Annotated in this window: 6 protein-coding genes; all 6 read left to right on the top strand. The window is 73.8% G+C overall.

What is annotated here, in order from left to right:
- The first annotated feature begins 15 nt into the window (after window positions 1-15).
- Window positions 16-1,689, top strand: a complete 1,674-nt coding sequence (locus NMN56_RS17185; RefSeq protein WP_274045325.1) for an NAD(P)/FAD-dependent oxidoreductase — start codon at window positions 16-18, stop codon at window positions 1,687-1,689.
- Window positions 1,690-1,814: 125 nt separating this feature from the next.
- Window positions 1,815-8,096, top strand: coding sequence for a type I polyketide synthase (locus tag NMN56_RS17180; protein WP_280842849.1), 6,282 nt, complete (start codon window positions 1,815-1,817; stop codon window positions 8,094-8,096).
- Between the two features lie 62 nt (window positions 8,097-8,158).
- Window positions 8,159-17,698, top strand: coding sequence for a type I polyketide synthase (locus NMN56_RS17175; RefSeq protein WP_283742489.1), 9,540 nt, complete (start codon window positions 8,159-8,161; stop codon window positions 17,696-17,698).
- A gap of 11 nt (window positions 17,699-17,709) precedes the next feature.
- Window positions 17,710-20,148, top strand: a complete 2,439-nt coding sequence (locus tag NMN56_RS17170; RefSeq protein WP_274045330.1) for a beta-ketoacyl synthase N-terminal-like domain-containing protein — start codon at window positions 17,710-17,712, stop codon at window positions 20,146-20,148.
- Window positions 20,145-20,945 carry a thioesterase II family protein gene (locus NMN56_RS17165; protein ID WP_274045331.1) on the top strand — a complete coding sequence of 267 codons (801 nt, stop codon included), beginning with the start codon at window positions 20,145-20,147 and terminating at the stop codon, window positions 20,943-20,945. Before NMN56_RS17170 ends, NMN56_RS17165 begins: the two co-directional genes overlap by 4 nt.
- Before the next feature lie 21 nt (window positions 20,946-20,966).
- Window positions 20,967-21,497, top strand: a complete 531-nt coding sequence (locus tag NMN56_RS17160; protein ID WP_274045332.1) for a flavin reductase family protein — start codon at window positions 20,967-20,969, stop codon at window positions 21,495-21,497.
- Window positions 21,498-21,518 lie beyond the last annotated feature (21 nt).

The following is a 21,518-nucleotide window of genomic DNA, read 5'->3' as shown; positions in this document are numbered from 1 at the left end:
ACATGGGAGAGACAGGTGAGCGACGTGTCGCGCAAGGACGCGCAACGACCCCCGGACAATCAGTACGACGTGGCGATTCTCGGCAGTGGCATGGCCGGGGGCATGCTGGGCGCCGTACTCGCGAGGAACGGCGTGAAGGTGCTGCTGCTCGACGCGGGCACGCATCCGCGCTTCGCCGTGGGCGAGTCCACGATCCCCTACACCTCGGGCATGACCAGGCTGATCGCCGACCGGTACCAGGTACCCGAACTGAAGGCGCTCTCCAGCTTCAAGGGCATCCGCAAGGAGGTGTCCCGCAACTGCGGGCAGAAGCAGAACTTCGGTTTCGTCTATCACAGGGAGGGCCGGGCCCAGAACCCCGCCGAGGTCAACCAACTGGTGGTCCCCTCGGCCATCAGGACCGAGACCCATCTGTTCCGGCAGGACATCGACGCGTACCTGTTCCACCTCGCGGTCAAGTACGGCGCCGTACCCCAGCTCTCCACCCGGATCGCCGACATCGAGATCGACCCGGACACGGGCGCCGTCCTGCGCACCGAGGCGGGCAAGGAGTTCCGTGCGAGCTACGTCATCGACGGCAGCGGGTTCCGCTCGCCGCTCGCGGAGAAGTTCGGCCTGCGGGAGACGCCGACCAGGGCGCGCACCCACTCGCGCAGCCTGTTCACGCACATGGTCGGTGTGCGTCCCTACGACAGGTCGCCCAACGGCAGGAAACACAAGCAGCCCAACCCGTGGCACAACGGCACGCTGCACCACGTCTTCGACGGCGGCTGGCTCTGGGTCATCCCGTTCGACAACCACGAGGAATCGCTCAATCCGCTGTGCAGCGTCGGCCTGACCCTCGACCCTCGCAAGTTCCCGAAGGGAGAGCAGTCGCCGGAGCAGGAGTTCGACGACTTCCTCAAGCGGTACCCCGAGATCGCGTGGCAGTTCCAGGGCTCGCGGGCCGTCCGCCCCTGGGTGTCCACCGGACGCCTCCAGTACTCGGCCAAGCAGGTCGTGGGGGAGCGGTACTGTCTCACCTCCCACGCCGCCGGGTTCATCGACGCCCTGTACTCGCGCGGCCTGACCAACACGCTGGAACTGGTCAACGCACTCGGCTGGCGGCTGATCGCCGCCTCCAGGGACGGCAACTGGTCGCTGGAGCGGTTCGCGTACCTGGAGGCCCTCCAGCAGGGGCTGTTCGACTTCCACGACAACCTCGTCTACAGCTCCTTCGTGGGCTTCCGGGACTACGAGCTGTGGAACGCCGTCAACCGCACCTGGATGCTCGGCACCATGCTCGGCAACGTCATGCTGGAAGACGCCTACTACCGGTACGAGAAAACAGGCAGCGAATCGGTGTTCCTCGATCTGGAGCAGAGCAAGCACCCCGGATCACCGCTCCCCGTGAGTCCCGGATTCAACGAGATGGGAATTCTCACGCGCGACCTCTGCGAATCCGTGGAAGAGGGGAACCTCGCGCCTGGTGATGCCGCGAAGCGCATTCTGCGGCACATTGAGGAAGCCGACTTCATATCGCCGTCGTTCCGGCTGGGGAACGAGGGGACGCGCTGCTTCGCCATGAGTCCTGCCAAGATGGCGATGAATGCCATCTGGTCCCGCAGGGACGCTCCCCCGGAAATCGGCCCGCGCATGATCAACGCCAGTAAAGGGCTGGTCAGGACGCGTCTGAAGGACCTCAGGTAACCCCAGTCGCCGCGTAGGGGTCCATGGGGAACACCTCGGAAATGTCTGGGGTGTTCCCCGCTTCGGGGCGGAGATAAAGTCGCATGGATTCCTTCGGAGTTGATGAGCGATACAAGAGGGGACGCATGGAACCGTACGCGGGCCACGACCCGGAGAACCTCGTTGCCGTTGTCGGAATGGCGGGTAAATTCCCAGGCGCGCCGGATGTCGAAAGCTTCTGGACCCTGATGATGGAGGGCGGGGACGGCATCGTTCCCGTTCCCGCGGACCGTTGGGACAGTACGGAGCAGCTCGACCCGGAGAGAGAAATCCAGGCGGTCGGAGGTTTCCTGGACGATGTCGACCGCTTCGACGCCGGATTCTTCGGCATCTCGCCCCGCGAGGCCGAGGCGGTCGACCCTCAGCAGCGGCTGATGCTGGAGGTGGGGTGGCGGGCGATCGAGGACGCGGGCCAGCGTGCCGAGCACCTCGCCGGCACGCGTACCGGCGTGTACGTCGGCGCCTCCTGGCACGACTACGAACTCCTGCGCAGGGAACGTGAAGCCGCGCCGACCCCGCACAGCCTGGTCGGCAACGCCCTCGACGTGATCGCCGCCAGGCTCTCCTACTTCCTCAAGGTCCGCGGCCCGAGCATGACCGTGGAGACCGGCTGCTCCTCCTCGCTCGTCGCCCTGCACCTCGCGGCCCAGGCCCTGCGCCAGGGCGACATCGACGCGGCGGTCGTCGGCGGCACCAACCTCATGCTCGATCCGCATGTGACCGTCGGCCTCACCCACTTCGGCGGACTTTCACCGGACGGCCGGTGCAAGGCGTTCGCCGCGACCGCCAACGGATTCGTACGGGGCGAGGGCGTCGCCGCGCTGTATGTGAAGACGCTGGCCCGCGCACTGGCCGACGGCGACCGCGTGCACGGGGTCATCGTCAACACCGCGGTGAACAACGACGGCGGCGGCGACAGCCTGGTGACCCCCAGCCCACAGGGCCAGGAGGACCTGCTGCGCCGCGCTTACCACAGCGGAGCCGTACCGCCGGGCGCCCCTGCCTACATCGAGTCGCACGGCACCGGAACAGGACGCGGCGACCCGATCGAGGCGACCGCCATCGGCCGCGTCCTCGGCCAGGGCCGCACGGACGACCCGCTGCTCGTCGGCTCGGTGAAGACCAACATCGGGCACCTGGAGGCCAGCGCGGGGATGGCGGGCCTCTTCAAGATCCTCCTCGCGCTCAGGCACCGGGTCCTGCCGCCGAGCCTGCACTCCGCCGAACTCAACCCGGCCATCCCCTTCGACGACCTCAACGTGCGGGTGGTGCGGTCACCGACACCCCTGCCGGACGCAGGACCGCTCTACATGGGCGTCAACTCCTTCGGCTGGGGCGGCACCAACGCACACGTCGTCGTCATGGACCCGCCGGCCCAGGACACCGGAGGCGCCCCCGCGCCGGCCCCCGCCACCGGACTCCCCGCCGTGCTGGCGCTCTCCGCGAAGGACACCTCCGCGCTCGGGCACCGCGCCGCCGAACTGGCCCCGCACGTCCCGGAATCCGCCGAGGGCACCCGCGCCCTCGCGGGCGCCCTCGCATGGCGGCGCGACCACTTCCCGCTCCGTGCGGCCCTCGTCGCCGCCGAGGACTCCGGGCGGCTGCGCGCAGGACTGGCCGGGCTGGCCGCGGCACCGGAAGCCGAGCCCACCTCGCCCGACGTGCTGACCGGCAGCTCCGTGCCGTATGGCGGCACCGCGTTCGTCTTCCCCGGACAGGGCTCGCAGTGGAGCGGTATGGGAACGGAACTCTTCCGTGACAGCCCGCTGTTCGCCGACGTCGTCACCCGCTGCGCGCGGGCGCTGGAACCGCACACGGACTGGAACCTGCTCGACATCTTCTCCGGCAAGGCCGACGAGGAGTGGATGAGCCGCATCGACATGCTCCAGCCGACCCTGTGGGCGATGTCCCTCGGGCTCGCCGAACTCTGGCGCGCCTCCGGGGTCGAGCCTGACGTCGTTCTCGGCCACAGCCAGGGCGAGATCACCGCGGCCACCCTCGCGGGAGCCCTCAGCTACGAGGACGCGGCCCTGGTCATGGCCCGGCGCAGCGCCATAGCCCGCCGGGCGTCGGGGAAGGGGCGGATGCTCTCCGTCGAACTGGACCGGGACGCCGCGCTGGCCGCGCTGGAGGGCTTCGAGGAAAGCGTGTCCCTCGCCGTGCACAACGGGCCCACCTCCTGCGTCCTCTCCGGCGAGGAAGAGGCGGTGCTGACGCTCAGGGAACTGCTGGAGGCCGAAGGCACCTACTGCCGGCTGGTCAACGTCGACTACGCCTCGCACAGCCCGCAGATGGCCCCCCTGCGCGAGGACCTGCTCGACGCCCTCGAACCTGTCAGGCCGCGCGATGCCGCGACCGGTCTGATGTCGACCGTCCGGCGGTGCCGGCTGCGCGGCCCGGAGATGGATGCCGCCTACTGGGTCGAGAACCTCCAGAACCCCGTCCAGTTCGCCGACAGCATGGGCGCCGTGCTCGACGAGGGCATCACCCACGTCGTCGAGATCAGCCCGCATCCCGTACTCGCCCCCGCCATCGAACAGATCGTCGGCGCCCGCACCCGGCAGGCGACCGTCCTGACCACCACACGGCGCGGCCACGGCAGCACGGCCGATGTCGCGCGGGCGCTCGGCCGGGGCTACGCCGCCGGACTTGAGCCCTTCGGTGAACTCCCCGCGCACGCGGGGCCCCCGATACCCGGGTACCCGCTCCGTAAGGACCGCTACTGGACGGCGGCACGCCCACGGGGCGCCGGCGCCTCCCGCGGCTTCGGGACCCGGCTCCTCCCCGCCCCCGGCGAGGCGGACACCCGGCACGGCGACCTGCGGCTGGCCCTGGGAAGCCCGCCCTGGCTGGACGACCACCAGGTGCACGGCACGCCCGTGCTGCCGGGCACCGGAATGCTCGCGCTCGCCGTCGGCACCGCCCGCGAGCTGCCCGGCCCGGCCGTCCGCTGCCTGGAGAAGGTCCGCTTCCGCAAGGAGGTGGCGGTGAGCGAGGAGCCGACCAGGCTCGTCGTGGAATGGCGCGGCGACACCACAGGCGGCACTTTCCGGCTGCTGTCCCTGCCGGAGGGCGGCAGCGGCTGGGAGGAGAACGCCACCGCCCGGGCCGGCCACCGCGCCGGCCCCCGCCCCGCGCCCGCCTTCCCCGACTGGCACGCCGCCGTCCGGCCGACGGACGCCGACGCCTTCTACCGCACCTGGGCAGGACGCGGACTCGGGTACGGCCCCGCCTTCCGGACGATCCGGCGCCTGTACACCGCGCCAGAAGGCGAACGAGCCCTGGCCGAGGCCGAGTTGGGCGACCGGCTGCGCGCCGGAAACCGCCCGCGCACCCTGCACCCCGCCCTGTGGGACGGCGCGCTCCAGGTGGCGCTCGCGCTGTGCGACGGCTACGCGCCCGGAACGGCCCTCGTACCGACGGCCGTTGAGCGCGTCGTACTGCTCGACGACCTCGCCGAGCCCGTCACCCAGGTGTGGTCCCACGCCGTACGGCGGGCCGAAGGCGTCTTCGACATCGAGATCTTCGACGCCCGGCACCGGCCGCTGCTGGTCATGGAAGGGCTGGAACTGGCGCCGCTCCCGGGCGCCGACACCGGCGCGGCGGACGACTCCGCGCGCCTGCACCGTATCGACTGGACCCTCCTCACCGAGCCCCGCGAGGAACGCGAGCCGTCCGGCGGCCGGCTGGTGTGCGGGGCGCCGGGGGAGGACGGCGTGGCCGGCCGGCTGGCCGCCGCGCTGACCGCGGCGGGCGCGTCCGGCGTCAGTACCGTGAGCGCGGCAGCAGGGGCGGCGGTCGCGCAGGTGGCCTCGGCGCAGCCCGGCGCCGTCGTCTTCGTCGCACCCGGCGCCGATGCCGGGGAGGAGGCACAGCGCCACGGGCTCAGCGTGCTCGCCGAACTGGCGCGCGCCTGCACGGACATGCCCGTACCACCGGCCCTCGCCGTGGTGACCTGCCGCGCGCAGGCGGTGGAGACCGGCGAGGCGCCCGACCCGGGAGGCGCCCTCTACTGGGGGTTCACCCGCGTGCTGCGGCGCGAACACCCGGAGCTGACCGCGCGTCTCCTCGACATCGACCCCGCCGAAGCGGACGGACCCCGCGAGTGGGCCGCCGAACTCCTCGGCGACGGCCGCGAGGACCAGACGGCCCTGCGCGCGGGACGGCGGCTCGCGGCCCGGCTCACCCGGGGCGTACCGGACGACGGGCCCACCGGGGCACCGCCCCGCCGCACCGTGCGGCAGCCCTTCCGCGCGGGCGCCCGGCGCCCCGGGGCGCCGGAGCCGGTGGAGTTCCTGCCCCTTGCCAGGCGGGTGCCGGGACCGGGGGAGATCGAGATCGAGGTCGCCGCCGTCGCGATGGACCACGGGGACGCGTTCCGCGTGTTCGGGGCGCGGGGGGCACATCCGGCGGCCGGCACCGCGCTGCCCCTGGGCTCGGGCTGCGCGGGGCGGGTCGTGGCCGCCGGCCCCGGCGTCACCGCGCTCGCACCCGGCGACCGGGTCGCCGCCTGCGCCGTAGGAGCCCTCGCCAGCCACGTCACCGTACGGGCGCAGCACGCCGCGCTGGTGCCGGACGCACTGGGCGAGGCGGAGGCCGCCGCGCTGCCGTTGCCCATGGCCGCCGCCTGGTACGGACTGTCCGATCTGGGACGGCTGGAGGCCGGTGAGACGGTGCTGGTCGACCTTCCGGCTGGGGCCGCGGTGCGGGCCGCCGTCGAACAGGTCTGCCGGGTGCTCGGCGCCCGGGTCATCACGACGACCAGCAGCGACGGCGAAGCTCCCGGCGACGGCACCGCCTCCGGCACCGCTTCCGGGGACGTCGTCGACATCTCGGCGCCGGGCTGGGCCGACGCGGTACGCGCGGCCACCGGAGGCCGCGGTGCCGATCTCGTACTGGCTTCGCCCGCAGGACGGCCAGGCGACGGGAGGCTGGACGCGCTGGCGCGGAACGGCCGGTACCTCACCTTCGGCGGCAGCGCGGGCCGCGCACTCGGCGCTGAGGCGGCCGAACGCGGTATCAGCCTCGCCTCGGTCCAGCTTCCCGGCCTGCTCGAAGACCAGGGACGCCGGTTCGCATCCGCGCTCGAAGCCGCCTGGGAACTGGTGGCCGGCGGCAAGCTGGAGGCACTGCCCGTCCGCACCCGCGCCTTCGCCGAGGCCGCCGACGCGCTCCGTGAGGACCTCGACGGCGGCGGCCACGGGGGCCGCACGGTCCTCGTCGACCCGTCCAGCGTGCGGTCCGTGACACCGCTGCCCCTGCCCGGCGGCCGGTTCCGCGCCGACGGCGGCTATCTCGTGACCGGCGGACTCGGCGCGCTGGGCCTGAGCCTGGCCGAGTTCCTCGCGGCGAACGGCGCCGGAGCGCTCGTCCTGCTCGGGCGCTCCGGTCCGGGACCGGCGGCGACCGAGCGGATCGAGGCACTGCGCGCCGCAGGAACCGAGGTGCGCACCGTGCGGTGCGACGTCGCCGACGGGGACGCCCTGCGCGCGGCCTTGGACGACGTGCGCGGCCACCTCCCGCCGCTGCGCGGGGTCGTGCACGCGGCGGGCCTGCTGGACGACGCCACGGTCCGCAACCTGACGCCGCGACAGCTGGAACGGGTCCTGGCGCCGAAGGCCGCGGGCGCCAACCACCTCGCAGCGGCCACCGAAGGAGACCCTCTCGACTTCTTCGTGCTCTTCTCCTCCGCCGCTGCCCTCGTCGGCAACGCGGGACAGGCTGCGTACGCGGCGGCCAACGCCTACCTCGACGCCTTCGCGCAGTCCCGCCGCAGCCGGGGCCTGAGCGCCCTCAGTGTGCAGTGGGGCCCGTTCACCGACGTCGGCCTCGCCGCAGCCGACGGCCGGCGCGGGGTCCGGCTCCAGGAACGTGGCATGGGCGGCTTCGCCCCCGAAGAGGCATGGGCCGCGCTGGTACGGATGCTGGGCCGGGACGAACCGGTGACCGGGTACGTGCCGCTCCAACTGCGCCAGTGGTTCGACGCCTACCCCGACACCGCAGCGCTCGGCAGCTGGGAGCGGCTGCGCGCCGCGGCCGGCGACGGGGAGGAGAGGGCCGGCGGGGGCGGCGACTTCCTGGCGCGGCTGCTGGCGAAGGAGCCGGGCGCCGACCGGTTGGCAGCGGCGGGGGAGGAGGTACGCGCGCTCGCCGGAAGAGTGCTGCGCCTCGACCCCGAACAGGTCCGCGACGGGACGCCGTTCAAGGAACTCGGTCTGGACTCCCTGATGGGCCTGGAACTGCGCAACCGGCTGGAGGCGGCGTTCGGACTCAAGCTGTCGCCGACCCTCCTGTGGTCCTACGGCACGCCCAAGGCGCTCGCCGGAGCGCTGTGCGAACGGCTGCCCGACCCGGCGGAGACCAGCTGACCCCGGCGCCCTGTCCATACCCCACGACGTCCCGTCGTACGACCGCGAGGAACACCGCCTCCATGGAAGAGACAGCAGAGACAGCCACACCCGACGGAAGCAGGCAGACCCCACTCACCCGCGCACTCGCCACGATCCGCACCCTTCGGCAGCGCATCGAGGAGCAGGAGGGCAGCCAGCCCGTCGCCGTGGTCGGCGTCGGTCTCCGGCTGCCGGGCGGGATCGAGGACCTCGACGGGTACTGGGAAGCGCTCGCGGCGGGACGCGATCTGGTCCGCCCGATGCCCGAGCACCGCAAGGAGCCGTTCGCCGCCGAATGGGAACGCCTCCCGCACCGTGGCGGGTTCCTCGACGAGGCCCTCGGTTTCGACGCCGCGTTCTTCGGCATCAGCCCACGCGAGGCACGCCATCTCGACCCGCAGCAGCGTCTGCTGCTCGAAGTGGCCTGGGAGGCGACGGAGAACGCCGGTATCCCGGCGGGCCGGCTCTCCGCCGCCCACACGGGGCTGTACCTCGGCATCATGTGGCAGGACTACCGCGACTGGCTCGCGGGCGATCCTGACGCGTACTGGACGACCGGCAACGGACACAACTTCGCCGCCGGCCGGGTCGCGCACGCGCTCGGACTCAGCGGCCCCACCATGGCCGTCGACACCGCGTGCTCGTCCTCGCTCGTGGCCGTGCACCTCGCGGCGCAGGCGCTGCGGCGCGGAGACTGCGACCTCGCCTTCGCCGCCGGCACCAACCTCATCCTCTCTCCCCGCTCGACGCGGCTGGTGCGGGAGACCCGTTCGCTGGCTCCTGACGGCCTGTGCAAGACGTTCGACGCACGCGCCAACGGGTTCGTCCGGGGTGAGGGCTGCGGCGCCGTGCTGCTCAAGCGCCTGGACCACGCCCGGCGGGACGGGGACCGCGTACACGCCGTCATCCACGGCACCGCCGTCAACCAGGACGGCCGCTCGGGCGGCTTCACCACCCCCAACGTCGTCTCGCAGGTGTCCCTGATCGAGAAGGCACTCGCCGAATCCGGCCTGGAGCCCGCGGACATCGGCTACGTCGAGACCCACGGTACGGGCACCGCGCTCGGTGACCCCATCGAGATGGAGGCACTGGCCACGGCGATCGGCCGCAGGAACGGCGGAGCGCCGCTCGCGGTCGGGGCGGTCAAGAGCAACTTCGGGCACCTGGAGGCGGCGGCCGGTATCGCCGGACTGGTCAAGGCGATGCTGTGCGTGCGGCGGCGCGAGGCGCCCCCGGTCGCGCACTTCCGGACGCTCAACCCCCGGATCGACCTCTCCGGCACCGGCGTCACCGTGCCCTCCACACTCACCGACTGGGCGCCGGGCAGCGGCCGTTACGCCGCCGTCAGCTCCTTCGGTATGAGCGGCACCAACGCGCACGCCGTACTCGGGCCGCCCGACCACGACGGCGCGTCCGGCGGGTCCGGCACGTCCGGCGGGGCCATGGCGGGAGACACCGGCGTGGACGGGTTCGAGATCTCCGCCCGCACCCCCGAGGCGCTGCGCGCGCTCGCCGGGCGGTACGCGGACCGCGTGGCGGCGCTCGGCACCGACACCTACGCCGCCTTCGCCTACTCCGCCGGAGCCGGCCGCGACCAGCACGCCTTCCGTGCCCGCCTGACCTGCGGCGACCCCCTCGCCGCTGCCGGCGCCCTGCGAGCGCTGTCCACCGGGACCCCGCACGCCGACGTGACCCTCGCCGAGGGGAAGCCGGGCGACGCCGACCCGCCACGCGTCCCCCTGCCCCGCGCCGTCATCGACCTGCCCGCCTACCCCTGGCAGCGCACGCGGTACGTCCCGGAGACGCTGCCCGCGCCGCGGGCCGAGCCAGGTACGGACCCGGGCGGGGCCGCGCCCGTGCCGGAGCCGGAGCCGGGGCACGGGTCCGCGCCGGACCGGCGGATCGCGCACCGTACGGTGTGGCAGCCCCACCCCGGAGCGGAGCCGGGGCGCGCGCACGGCACCACCCTGATCTTCGCGGGCGACGACCAGGAACTCCTGGAAACGCTCGTACGCGAAGCGGTGGCCCTGGGGGTGCGGGGGACCCTGCTCACTCCCGCCCCCCTGGGCAGGGCCGACGGCTGGCAGAGCGAACGACTGCCCACGGGCGGCACGGACTGGCAGCGGTTCTGGGAGGGCCGCTCCGACGCGGCGCCGACCGCGCTGGTACTGGCCATGAGGAGTGGCCACCGGCCCGGTGGCCCGGAAGGCGAAGAAGAAGCCGCCGGCGGGCCGGTGAACCCGATGGCCGACGGCCCGGCACTCTGCGCCGCCGTGGCCGCCGCCGTGTGCGCGACAGCCGAACACGGCGGCGGCCACCGGCGGGCCTTCGCCGTCACCCGCGCCGCGGTGCGCGCCGAGCCCGGAGAGCGCACGGTTCCCACGGGACACGGCACGCTGCACGGTCTCGCCCCCGTGCTGGGACTGGAACTCGGCCCGGCCTGGGGCGGCATCATCGACCTGCCGCCCGCCCCCGGAGCCGAGGACGCCGGTGCCCTGCTCGCCTTCGTGGGCGACCAGTGCGCACCCGGAGCCGGCCGCGTCGAGGACCTGGCGGCCCTACGCGGCGGCCGGCTCCTGGTGCCCCGGCTGACGGAGGCTGCCGGACACACCGCGCGGGTCACCGTCCGCGACGACGCGACGTACCTGGTGACCGGTGGACTCGGTGCCGTCGGGCGGCAGCTCGTCGCCGACCTCGTCCGCAGGGGCGCGCGCAATCTGCTGCTCATCGGCCGCCGCCCCGAGCGTGAACTGGCCGCCGAGGCCGCCGAGTTCCTGGCCGGCCTCGCCGCCGACGCCGTACGGGTCGTCTACCGGGGCGGCGGATGCGACACAGCCGAGGCGCTGGCGCACGCCTGTGAGCCCCTCGCGGACATGCCGCCCGTGCGCGGAGTGCTCCACGCGGCGGGGTCCCTCCGGCGCGATCCCGTCGCGCGTACCGGTGCCGAGGAGTTCGCCGAGGCGCTGGGCGGCAAGGCCGACAGCGCGTGGTGGCTCCATCTGGCGAGCGGCGCCTGGCCGTTGGACTTCTTCGTCCTCGTCTCGTCGGTCTCCGCGCTCTGGGGCACGGAGGGTTGCGCCGCCTACTCAGCGGCCAACGGCGCGCTCGACGCACTCGCCTCGTACCGCCGCTCGCTCGGGCTGCCCGCTGTAGCGATCGCCTACGGGCCCTGGGCGCTGGGTGACGAGGGGATGGCCGGCCAGGAGCTGCGCGAGCGTTCCGCGCGGATGGGCGTGGGCGCCCTCGACGCCGCCGAGGGCCGTGCCGCGCTGACCGAGCACGCGCCCGGACACGACGGCCGTCTGGTGGTCTGCCCGCTGGACCTGGGCAGACTGCGCCACGTGATGTCGGGGCTCCGCCCACGCGGCCTGTTCGCGCCGGCCTCCGGCACCGCAGGCTCCGACGCCTGCGCCGCTCCGGGCCCGGGCGGTACGGCAGGGACGGCCACCGGACCCGTTCCCTCCGCGCGCGCGGTCCTGGAGGGGCTGCCGCGGGGAGAGCGGCCGGCGGCGGCGCGGGCCGCCGTGGCGGGCCTGCTCGCCGAACAGCTCGGCCACGCGGAGGGCTCCGCGATACGTGTGGACGTCGGTTTCTTCGACCACGGCCTCGACTCGATCATGGCGGTGGACCTGGCCGTACGGCTGTCCGAGGCGTTCGGCACGGCCGTCCAGGTCGCCGACGTGTTCGACCACCCCACGGTCGGTGAGCTGGCCGCGTTCCTGCTCGCCGCGCCGGCCGTCACCGACCCCGTACCGCCGACCGCCACCGACCCCGTACCGCCGGCACGTCCGAAGGGACAGGACCGCCACCCGGCCACACCGGCGGCCACCGGCGGCACCCCGGCGACCGGCACCCCGGCGACCGGCGCCGCACCGGGCGGCGGCACACCCGGCAGCGGCGGCGCCCCGAACACCGGGGCGGCCGGCTCAGGTTCGGCGCCCCGCGGTGAGGACCGGGCCACCGGCGAGCCCATCGCGCTCGTCGGGATGGCGGGCCGCTTCCCCGGCGCCGACTCCGCCGAGGAACTGTGGGAGCTGCTCCGCGACGGCCGCGACGGCGTCACCACCGTGCCCGCCGGCCGCTGGGACACCGCTCTGGGCACCCGTACGCTCACCACGGACCAGGGCGGGTTCCTCAACGACATCGACCGCTTCGACGCGGGCTTCTTCTCCGTTCCGGCACGGGAGGCCGAGAACCTCGACCCGCAGCAGCGCCTGTTGCTCGAATCCGCGTGGCACGCGCTGGAGGACGGCAGCATCGACCCGCGGACGCTGCGCGGCTCCCGTACGGGTGTCTTCGTCGGCATCAGTTACGGCGACTACGCGCGGCTGCTGGCCGGGGGCGGGCTGGACGAGATCGACGCCTACTACAGCACCGGCACCGCCCTCAACGCGGCGGCCGGACGCCTCGCCTACACCCTCGGGCTGCACGGCCCCGCTGTCGCCGTGGACACCGCGTGCTCCTCGTCGCTGGTGGCCGTGCACCTGGCCGTCGCCTCCCTGCGCGCCGGCGAGAGCGACACGGTGCTGGCCGGCGGTGTCAACGTCCTGCTCGACCCCGTCTCCTGGGCCGCCGTCAGCCAGGCCCACATGCTCTCGCCCGACGGCCGCTGCCGCACGTTCTCGGACGACGCCAACGGGTTCGTGCGCTCCGAGGGCTGCGGCGTCGTCGTCCTCAAACGCCTCAGCGACGCCCGGCGTGACGGCGACAGGGTGCTCGCCGTCGTCCGGGGCACCGCCGTGAACCAGGACGGGGCCTCCTCCGGGCTGACCGCACCCAGCGGGCGGGCCCAGGAACGCATGCTGGAGACGGCGCTGGCCCAGGCGGGGACACCGGGCTCGGAGGTCTCCTACCTGGAGGCCCACGGCACCGGCACCTCGCTCGGCGACCCGATCGAACTGGGCGCTGCCTGGCGGGTGCTGGGCCCCGGCAGGAAACCGGGCAGGCCCCTCCACGTGGGCTCCGTGAAGAGCAACATCGGCCACTGCGAGTCCGCCGCCGGGATGGCGGCGCTCTTCAAGACGGTCCTCGCGCTCCAGCACGACGTGATCCCCGCCAACCTCCACTTCCGCGAACCCAACCCGCACGTGGACTGGTCGGAGATGAATGTGCGCGTCGTGGACACCGCCACGGCGTGGCGGCGCGGCGACCGGCCGCGCGTCGCCGGTGTCTCCGGGTTCGGCTTCACCGGCACGAACGCCCACCTCGTCCTGACCGACGCCCCCGCCGAAGACCCCGCGCTCCCGAACGGCGACGCATCCCCGAACGGCGACGCGCTCCCGAACGGCGACGCGTCCCCGAACGGCGACGCGCTCGCGAACGGCGACGCGCTCGCGAACGGCGACGCGCTCGCGAACGGTGACGTGTCCCCGTACGGCCATGCGCTCCCGCACGGCGCCGCTTCCGGCAGGACGGCGGGCGCTGCGGGGAGCGGGGAGAGCGCGCCGGCGAAGCCGGCCACCCGGCTCGTTCCGCTGTCAGCGCCCGACGCCGAGGGCCTGGAGCGGCTGACCGCTGCCTGGGGCCGCCGGCTTGAGCACGCCGCCGAAGCGGACCTGGGCCCCCTCGCCCGCACGGCCGGGGCGGGCCGTGCGCACTTCCCCCACCGGCGGGCACTCCTCGGCACGACGGCGGACGAGCTGTCCGCACAGTTGAGCGCGCCGGCCACGGCCACCTCTGGCGCGCCGTGCGTCGCGTTCCTCTTCTCCGGTCAGGGCAGCCAGTTCTACGGCATGGGGCGCGAACTGTACGAGAACGAGCCGGTGTTCCGTGAGGTCTTCGACCAGTGCGACGACATCCTGGCTCCCTCGCTCGGCGCGTCCCTCGCCGACCTCATGTACTACGGCGGCGACCGGACCGCGATCAATGAGACCCGTGTCACCCAGCCCGCCCTCGTCACCCTGGAGACGGCGCTGGCCGCCCTGTGGGAGTCCTGGGGCGTACGGCCCGCCGTGGTCATGGGGCACAGCGTCGGTGAGATATCGGCAGCCATGGCCGCCGGCGTGATGGACCTGCCCACCGGGCTGCGTCTGATCGCGCACCGGGCCCGGCTCATGCAGGACACCGAACGCGGCGCGATGCTCGCCGTCGTGGCCGCCGAGGAAGACGTCATGAACTGGGCGGAAGACACCGGGCTGGATCTCGCGGCCGTCAACGGGCCCGAGTCCACCGTGGTGTCGGGCGAGCCCGGGGCCGTCGACGCCTTCGCCGCCCGGCTCAAGGAGCGGGGCGTACGTGCCCGCAGGCTCAGCGTGTCGCACGCCTTCCACTCCCGGCTTCTGGAACCGGCGCTGGCGGAGTTCGACACCGCCCTCGCCCCGCTGGAGTTCCAGGCACCCGCCCTGCCCGTCATCTCCAACGTGACCGGCCAGGTCGTCGGCGCCGGTGAGTACGACGCCGCGTACTGGCGGCGCCACGCCCGCGGGACCGTGCGCTTCCACGACGGAGCACGCCAACTCGACGCGCTGGACGTCGACATCTGCCTGGAGGTCGGCCCCGACCGCACACTGGTCAACCTCGTCGGCGGCGCGGGGCTGTCCGGCGCTCCGCGGCTCGTCTCCTCCCTGCGCCGCGGTACGGGCGACCGCGCCGCGCTGCTCGCCGCCGTACAGCGGCTGTATCTGGAGGGCCAGGACATCGCCTGGGAGCGGGTGACCCCGCGTGGTCGCCCTGCGCCCCATTCCGACGCGCCCCGCTCCGACGCGCCCCGCTCCGACGCGCCCCGCTATCCCTTCGCGCGGACCAGGCACTGGACCGGCGTCGCGCCGCAGGCCGCCGCAGGGGGAACTCCGGCGGCCGTCCAGGGACCCGCGTGGGGCACCCCGCTCCGCTCGCCCGCGCTGGACGGGCGGGTCTGGGCCACCGAACGCAGCGCGGAGTACCCGCCGCACCTCACCGACCACCGGCTCTACGGTGTCGTCTCGGTGCCCGGCGCCTCCCAGACGGCCACCGTGCTCTCGGCCCTGGGCAGCAGTGGAACCCCCGTCGTCCTGGAGGACCTGCACTTCCCCCGGGCGCTGGTCCTGCGCGAGGGGGAGCGGTACGAGGTGCAGATCGTCGAGGAGGCGCGCGAGGGAGAAGCGCGTACCGTCGGTGTCCACAGCCTGCTCGACACGGAGCGGGGTAGCTGGCAGCAGCACCTCGCGGCCCGGGTCGGCGACGCCGGTACGGGCCCGCGGCCCGGCCCGCGCACGGGGACACCACCCGATCCGGCGGCGTTCATGGCAGCGGCCGACAGGCGCCTGTCGGGAACGGACTTCTACGCGCACCTGCGCTCGCTGGGATACCACCTGGGCCCGTCGTTCCGGTGGATCGACGAGGCGTACGTCAGGGGCGACGAGGCGCTCGTCCGGTTCGCCGAGCCGGGGGAGATGAACGAGTCCCCCGACGGGTACGAGATCCACCCCGGCCTGCTGGACTCGTGCCTCCAGAGCGCCGTGGTCTTCGCCGTCGGCGGCGACGCGGCGACGGAGGGGGACAGCCTCGCCATCCCGTTCGCCGTCGCCAGGCTGTCCTTCCCCGACAGGCCCGTTCCCGGCCGGGAACTGTGGGGTCACGTCCGCGTGGTGCGCGAGGGTGGCGAGGACGGCGGGCTGCTCCAGGTGCGCTCCGCCGATCTGCATCTGTTCGACGGCGGTGGTGCCACGGTGCTCGCCGTGGACGACTTCCGCTTCCGCAGCGCACCGCGCGCCCTGCTCCAGCGTTCGCTGAGGGAACCGGCGCCCCACACCTACGACGTCGTCTGGACAGCCCCGCAACCCGCCACGGCAGCGGCGAGCGGCCGGGCCCCCGGCTGCCGGATCGCCCTGCTGGGCGGGGACACCGCCGCCGGGCGCGCGGTACGGGACGCCTGCGGGGCGTACGGCCACGAGGTCGCCGGCGCGCCGGAGGGACCTCTCGGGGCGCTGCGCGCCGACCTCGTCCTGGACGCGCGGTTCGCTGAGGTGCGGTCGCCGGACGGGCCCGAACCCGCACTCGCCGCCGCACGCGAACTGACGGCCGCGCTCCAGACGGCGGACCGGGCGACGCCGTACGCCGTGCTCGGCGACCTGCGCGACGAGTCACCCGAGCGTGCCGCGCACGCACCTGTCCGTGAGGCGTTGTGGGCCCTGCTCACCTCGCTGGAGGCCGAGCAGAAGGACCGGCGGCTGCTGAGGGTCGGCCTCGCCGACGGATGGGACGGCTCCGTCCTCGCGGCGGCGCTGGCCCGCGCGGTGGACGAAGGTGTCCCGGAGCCCCGGCTCGCCGTCGGCGCCGACGGGATACGGGCCGCCCGGCTGGTCCCGTACGACGGTGGCGCCGAAGGGCCGGCGACGACGGACGGCGTACCCGGAACGTCCCCTGGCGGAGCGGCCCTGATCACCGGAGGGCTGGGGGCGCTCGGGCTGAGCAGCGCGGCGTTCCTCGCCCGGGGCGGGGCCACCGCGATCACCCTCATGGGACGCTCGGCGCCGGATGCCGCCGCACAGTCCGTCATCGGCGAACTGACCGCACGCGGCGTGCGGGTGAGCGTCGTACGTGGCGATGTCACCGACCCGGCCGCGTGCCGGGAGGCTGTCGCACGCGCGGGACGGGACGCTCCGCTCCGTACGGTGCTGCACCTGGCCGGTGCCAACGACGACCAGGCGTTCGAGCGGCTGGGACCCGACTCCTTCGACGCGGTGTTCGCCGCCAAGGCGCGCGGAGCTGCCCACCTCGCACGCGCGCTGGAGGGCCACGACCTGGAAGCCTTCGTGGTCTTCTCGTCCGCTTCCGCCGTCCTCGGGGCCGCAGGACAGGCCAACTACGCCGCTGCCAACGGGTATGTGGACGGACTCGTCATGACCCTGCGGGCCGGCGGCTTCCCCGCCGCCAGTGTCAACTGGGGCCCGTGGACCCCCCGCGGCACCCGTGGCAAGGGGGGCATGGCCGCCTCAGCCGCCGTGGAACGGGGCCTGGAACGGCGGGGCCTGCGCCCGCTCACCGACGAGGAGGCGGAGGAAGCCCTGCGCGCCGCCCTCGCCGACCGCACCGGAAGCCGGCTGGTCGCGGTCGCCATGGAACGCGAGGAGTACGCGGGGCAGCTCGCGGGTCTCCCCGGGGCCGCGCTCCTGCGCACCCTCGCCGGCCGTCCGTCCGCCCCGGCCGCCTCCGGCCCCGCCCGTGGCTGGCTGACGGCGCGGCTCACGGGGCTCGGCGGGGACGAGCTGGGCCACCAACTGCTGTGCTCCGTACGGGAGATGGCGGGCGAGGTGCTGGGTGACAGGGCCGGCATCGTCGACGACCTCGGGTTCACCGAGACGGGCCTGGACTCGATCATGGTGATCGATCTGCGGACGCGGCTGTCCCACGCCCTTGGCGCCGACCTGCCCGCGACGGTGGCGCTCGACCACCCCACCGTCGTCCAGCTCGTCGCCCACCTCACCGACCGCTTCTTCCCCGCGGAACCCGCCGCGCGCGACGAGGCCCCCGGCCGGGTCCCACCGGAGGCGCCCGAGACGTCAGATCCCGGCTCCGGCTCCGGCTCCGATACGAGTCTGGAGGGCCTGTCGTTCGACGAACTCCTCCAGGCCGTCCAGGCAGATGTGGTGAAAGAGAAATGAGGCCAGCACACATGGAACCCGAGCGGATTCGCCAGCTGATGGAAGAACAGCTCAAGCACTCCCGTCGGCTCCAGGCACGTGTCCGGGAGCTGGAGGAGCGCCCCCACGCGCCGCTCGCCGTCACCGGCATGAGTCTGAGGCTGCCCGGCGGTCTCGACACACCCGACGCCTACTGGGACTTCCTGCGCGGAGAGGGCACGGCCGACTCGCAGATCCCCGAGGACCGTCCCGGACTGCGCGAGGTCTTCGACCCGGTCCCCGGCAAACCCGGCCGCTCCTACGTCGACCGCGCCGGCTTTCTCTCCGACATCGCCCACTTCGACGCCGAGTTCTTCGGCATCTCGCAGCGCGAGGCCAAGCTGCTCGACCCGCAGCAGCGGATGCTGCTGGAGACCTCCTGGGAGGCGCTGGAGCGTGCGGGCATCGCGGTGCGCCGCTCCGACCGGCTCGATGTCGGCGTGTACCTGGGCATGATGGCGTCCGAGTACGGGGAGCGCCTGGAGGACCGCTCCGACATGACCCGTATCGACCCCTACTACACGACCGGCGGCGGTCTGTGCTTCGGAGCCGGGCGCATCAGCCACCTGATGGGTTTCCGCGGACCCGTCATGAGCGTGGACACCGCCTGCTCCTCCTCGCTGAGCGCTCTGCACCTCGCGGCCCGCGCCCTGCGCGCGGGCGAGTGCCGTTACGCCCTGGTCTGCGGGTCCAATCTGCTGCTGTCGGCGAGCCTGATGGTGTCCCTCTGCCAGACCCGCGCGGTCTCACCGACCGGCCGGTCGCAGTCCTTCCTGGCCACGGCCGACGGGTACGGGCGGGCCGAAGGCGTCGGCGTGCTCGTCCTGATGCGGCAGGCCGAAGCGGAGAGCGAGGGGCGGCCCGTGCTCGCCACCGTCCTGGGCACGGCCGTCAACCACGACGGGGCGGCGTCCGGGCTGACGGCGCCCAACGGCCCCGCGCAGCAGGAGGTGTTCCGCGCCGCGCTGGCCGACGCCCGTGTCGGGCCCGGCGAGCTGGGCTACGTCGAGGCACACGGCACGGGCACCGCGCTCGGCGACCCGATCGAGGTCGGCGCCCTCGACGCGGTGGCCGGTGACGCCGTGAGGGAACGCGGCGCCCCGCTGCCGATCGGCAGCGTCAAGGCCCGGCTCGGTCACCTGGAGGCGGCGTCCGGTATCGCGGCCGTCATCAAGACGGTCCTCATGCTCCAGCACGGTGAGATACCCGCCGCGCTGCCCGACGACGGCGCCGAGCTGAACCCGCACATCCCCTGGGACCGGATGGGAGTCACCGTGCCGCGCCGCAACCGGCCCTGGCCGCTGCCTCGCAAGATCGCGGGCGTCAACTCCTTCGGCATGAGCGGCACCAACGCCCATGTGGTCCTCGAAGCGTACGAACCCGCCCCGGCCGCCGGGAGCGCCCCGGCCGGCGGCCTGCCCGAACTGCTCACCCTGTCCGCCAAGAACCCGGCGGCCCTGGCCGAACTGGCCGAGGCCGTCAGCGGGCACCTCAAGAAGACAGAGGCCGCCCAACTCCCGGCCGTCTGCCACACGTTGCGGGCCGGCCGTGCGGCCCTCGCCCACCGGATCGCCGTCACCGGCAGTACGGCGGCCGAGCTGGCCGAAGCGCTCGACGCCTGGTTGAGCGGAGGCCCCCGCTCCGCGCCCGTGGAGTCCACGCTCCGCACGGCCGTACTGCGCCTCAACGGTGACGAGGAACGCCTGGCTGAGGCCCTCGCCGCCGTGACGGACGCCTTCCCGCGTGCGGCCGTCGGCCTGACGACGCGGGAGCGTGGACCGGGCGGGGCGCTGGCCCAGATGATCGGCCGCTTCGGGATACGGGTCCGCCCCGCACACACGGGCGGCGGCGGTGAATGCGCGCGGCTGGAGTGGGAGACGGCCGAAGGCCCCGGCTCGGCGCCACTGGTCGCAGGTCCTGGCGGCGCCACCTCGCGCACGCTTCTCGTCGAGGCCCTGGCCGCGCTGTTCGCGGCCGGCGCCGACCTCCGGCTCGACGCCCTGGCCGCGCCGGGCACCCGGCTGCTCGGCGACCTGCCGACGTACCCGTTCCAGCGCGCCCGCTTCTGGATCGAGGAGCCGCGTCCCGGCTCCGTCCGTGACCCCCTGGAGGCCGGCGCGACGGCTCCGGTGCGGCAGGCCCCGGAGCCCCGGGACCGGGAGGCCGTGTACGCCTACCTCATGGCTGAGCTGACCGGGGTGCTGCACGCCTCGCGGGAACCCGAAGCGGACGCGACCTTCCTGGACGCCGGGGGCGACTCCTTCCTGTCGGTCCTGTTCATCACCCGGATCGAGGAGAGCTACCACCTGTCCTTGACCGCGGAGGAACTGCCGCTGGACCTGCCGCTCGACGAACTGCTCGGCAGGCTGGCCGACGACATCGCCGGTCAGGCGGAAGCCTCCGGCGCCGGGGACGGGGAGCTGAGCGCGTGACCCATTTCGTCCGTCCACGCGACCTCGCCGACCCCGCCGTACGCCTGGTGGCCTTCCACCACGCGGGCGGATCGGCCGCCGCCTACTTCCCGTTGACCCGGCACCTGCCGGCCGACTGGGACGTGCTGCTGCTCGACCTCCCCGGCCGCGGCAAGCGCCACGCGCAGCCGGGTCTTGAGGACATGGACGAGATCGTGGCGGCCGTCACCGTGGACGTCATGCCGTGGGCCGACGGGACGCCGCTGGCCCTGTTCGGGCACAGCCTCGGGGCCGTCGTCGCGTTCGAGACCGCGCGGGCGCTGGAGGACCGGGGGGCCGGCCCCGACTGGGTCGGGGTGTCAGGGCGCGGGGCGCCAGGTCACGAGACACTGACCCGGCTGCCCGACCACCAGGGCTCCGACACGGAGCTGCTGGACCGGCTGCGGAGCATGGGCGGCATGCCGCACCAGCTCGACGCCGTACCGGCCTTCCGTGACCGCTTCCTCCGACTGATCCGCGGCGACCTGCGCGCCGTCGCGGGCTACCGTCCCGACCCGCACCGCGCCCCGCTGGCCGCGCCGCTGACGGTGTTCTGCGCCACGGACGACGACTGGTCACCGAGGGCCTCGATGGCGCCCTGGGCCCGGCAGACCAGAGCGCGGTTCGCGGAACGTGTCTACTCCGGCGGCCACTTCCACTTCCTGGGCGACGCCTTCGCGCAGTTCGCCGCCGACCTCACGTCAGAGGTCAGGACCGCACTCCTGGCCGCTTCCCGCGGAGCGCCCTCATCCGTGTCCCGCGCACGCGCGTCCATGTGACCGACCACAAGGAGCCTCACCATGGTGCCGGAAATCCAACAGCCCGACATCCGCCCGCTCATGGCCGGGTTCCCCACCGGAGTCGCGGTGATCACCACCCTCGCGCCCGGTGGCGAGCCCTGGGGGATGACCTGCACGTCGCTGTGCAGTGTCGCCCTCGACCCTCCCACGCTGCTGGTCTGCCTGCGCCAGGGGAGTCCGACCCTGGACGCGGTGCGGGAGAGCGGTTCCTTCTCCGTCAACCTGCTGCACAGCCAGGCCCGTTCGACCGCCGAGCTGTTCGCCTCCGGCGCGAAGGACAGGTTCGAGAAGGTCGCCTGGCGCACCGAGGGGCCGGTGGGCGGGCCGCACCTGTACGAGGCGGCGCACACCGTCGCGGACTGCGCCGTCGAGGACGTACAGCCGGTGGGTGACCACTGCGTGGTCATGGGGAGGGCCGTGGACGTCGCCCAGCTCCAGTTGCAGCTCCCGCTGCTGTACGGGATGCGCCGCTACGGCTCCTGGACGGACGCGGCCGAGGACAGCCACCTGTACTACGACTTCATGTCCTGACGGGAGCCGGCGGGGCCACGG

It is taken from the genome of Streptomyces iconiensis, from assembly GCF_028657195.3.
In the GTDB taxonomy this organism is placed as follows: domain Bacteria; phylum Actinomycetota; class Actinomycetes; order Streptomycetales; family Streptomycetaceae; genus Streptomyces; species Streptomyces iconiensis.
Note: the sequence above shows the minus strand (reverse complement) of the source record. Positions and strands in the feature narration are given on the sequence as shown.

What these genes read in the sequence shown, in the direction of transcription:
- NMN56_RS17180 (WP_280842849.1), top strand. Translation starts at nt 1,815, where the DNA reads ATGGAACCGTACGCGGGCCACGACCCGGAGAACCTCGTTGCCGTTGTC.
- NMN56_RS17175 (WP_283742489.1), top strand. Translation starts at nt 8,159, where the DNA reads ATGGAAGAGACAGCAGAGACAGCCACACCCGACGGAAGCAGGCAGACC.
- NMN56_RS17170 (WP_274045330.1), top strand. Translation starts at nt 17,710, where the DNA reads ATGGAACCCGAGCGGATTCGCCAGCTGATGGAAGAACAGCTCAAGCAC.
- NMN56_RS17160 (WP_274045332.1), top strand. Translation starts at nt 20,967, where the DNA reads ATGGTGCCGGAAATCCAACAGCCCGACATCCGCCCGCTCATGGCCGGG.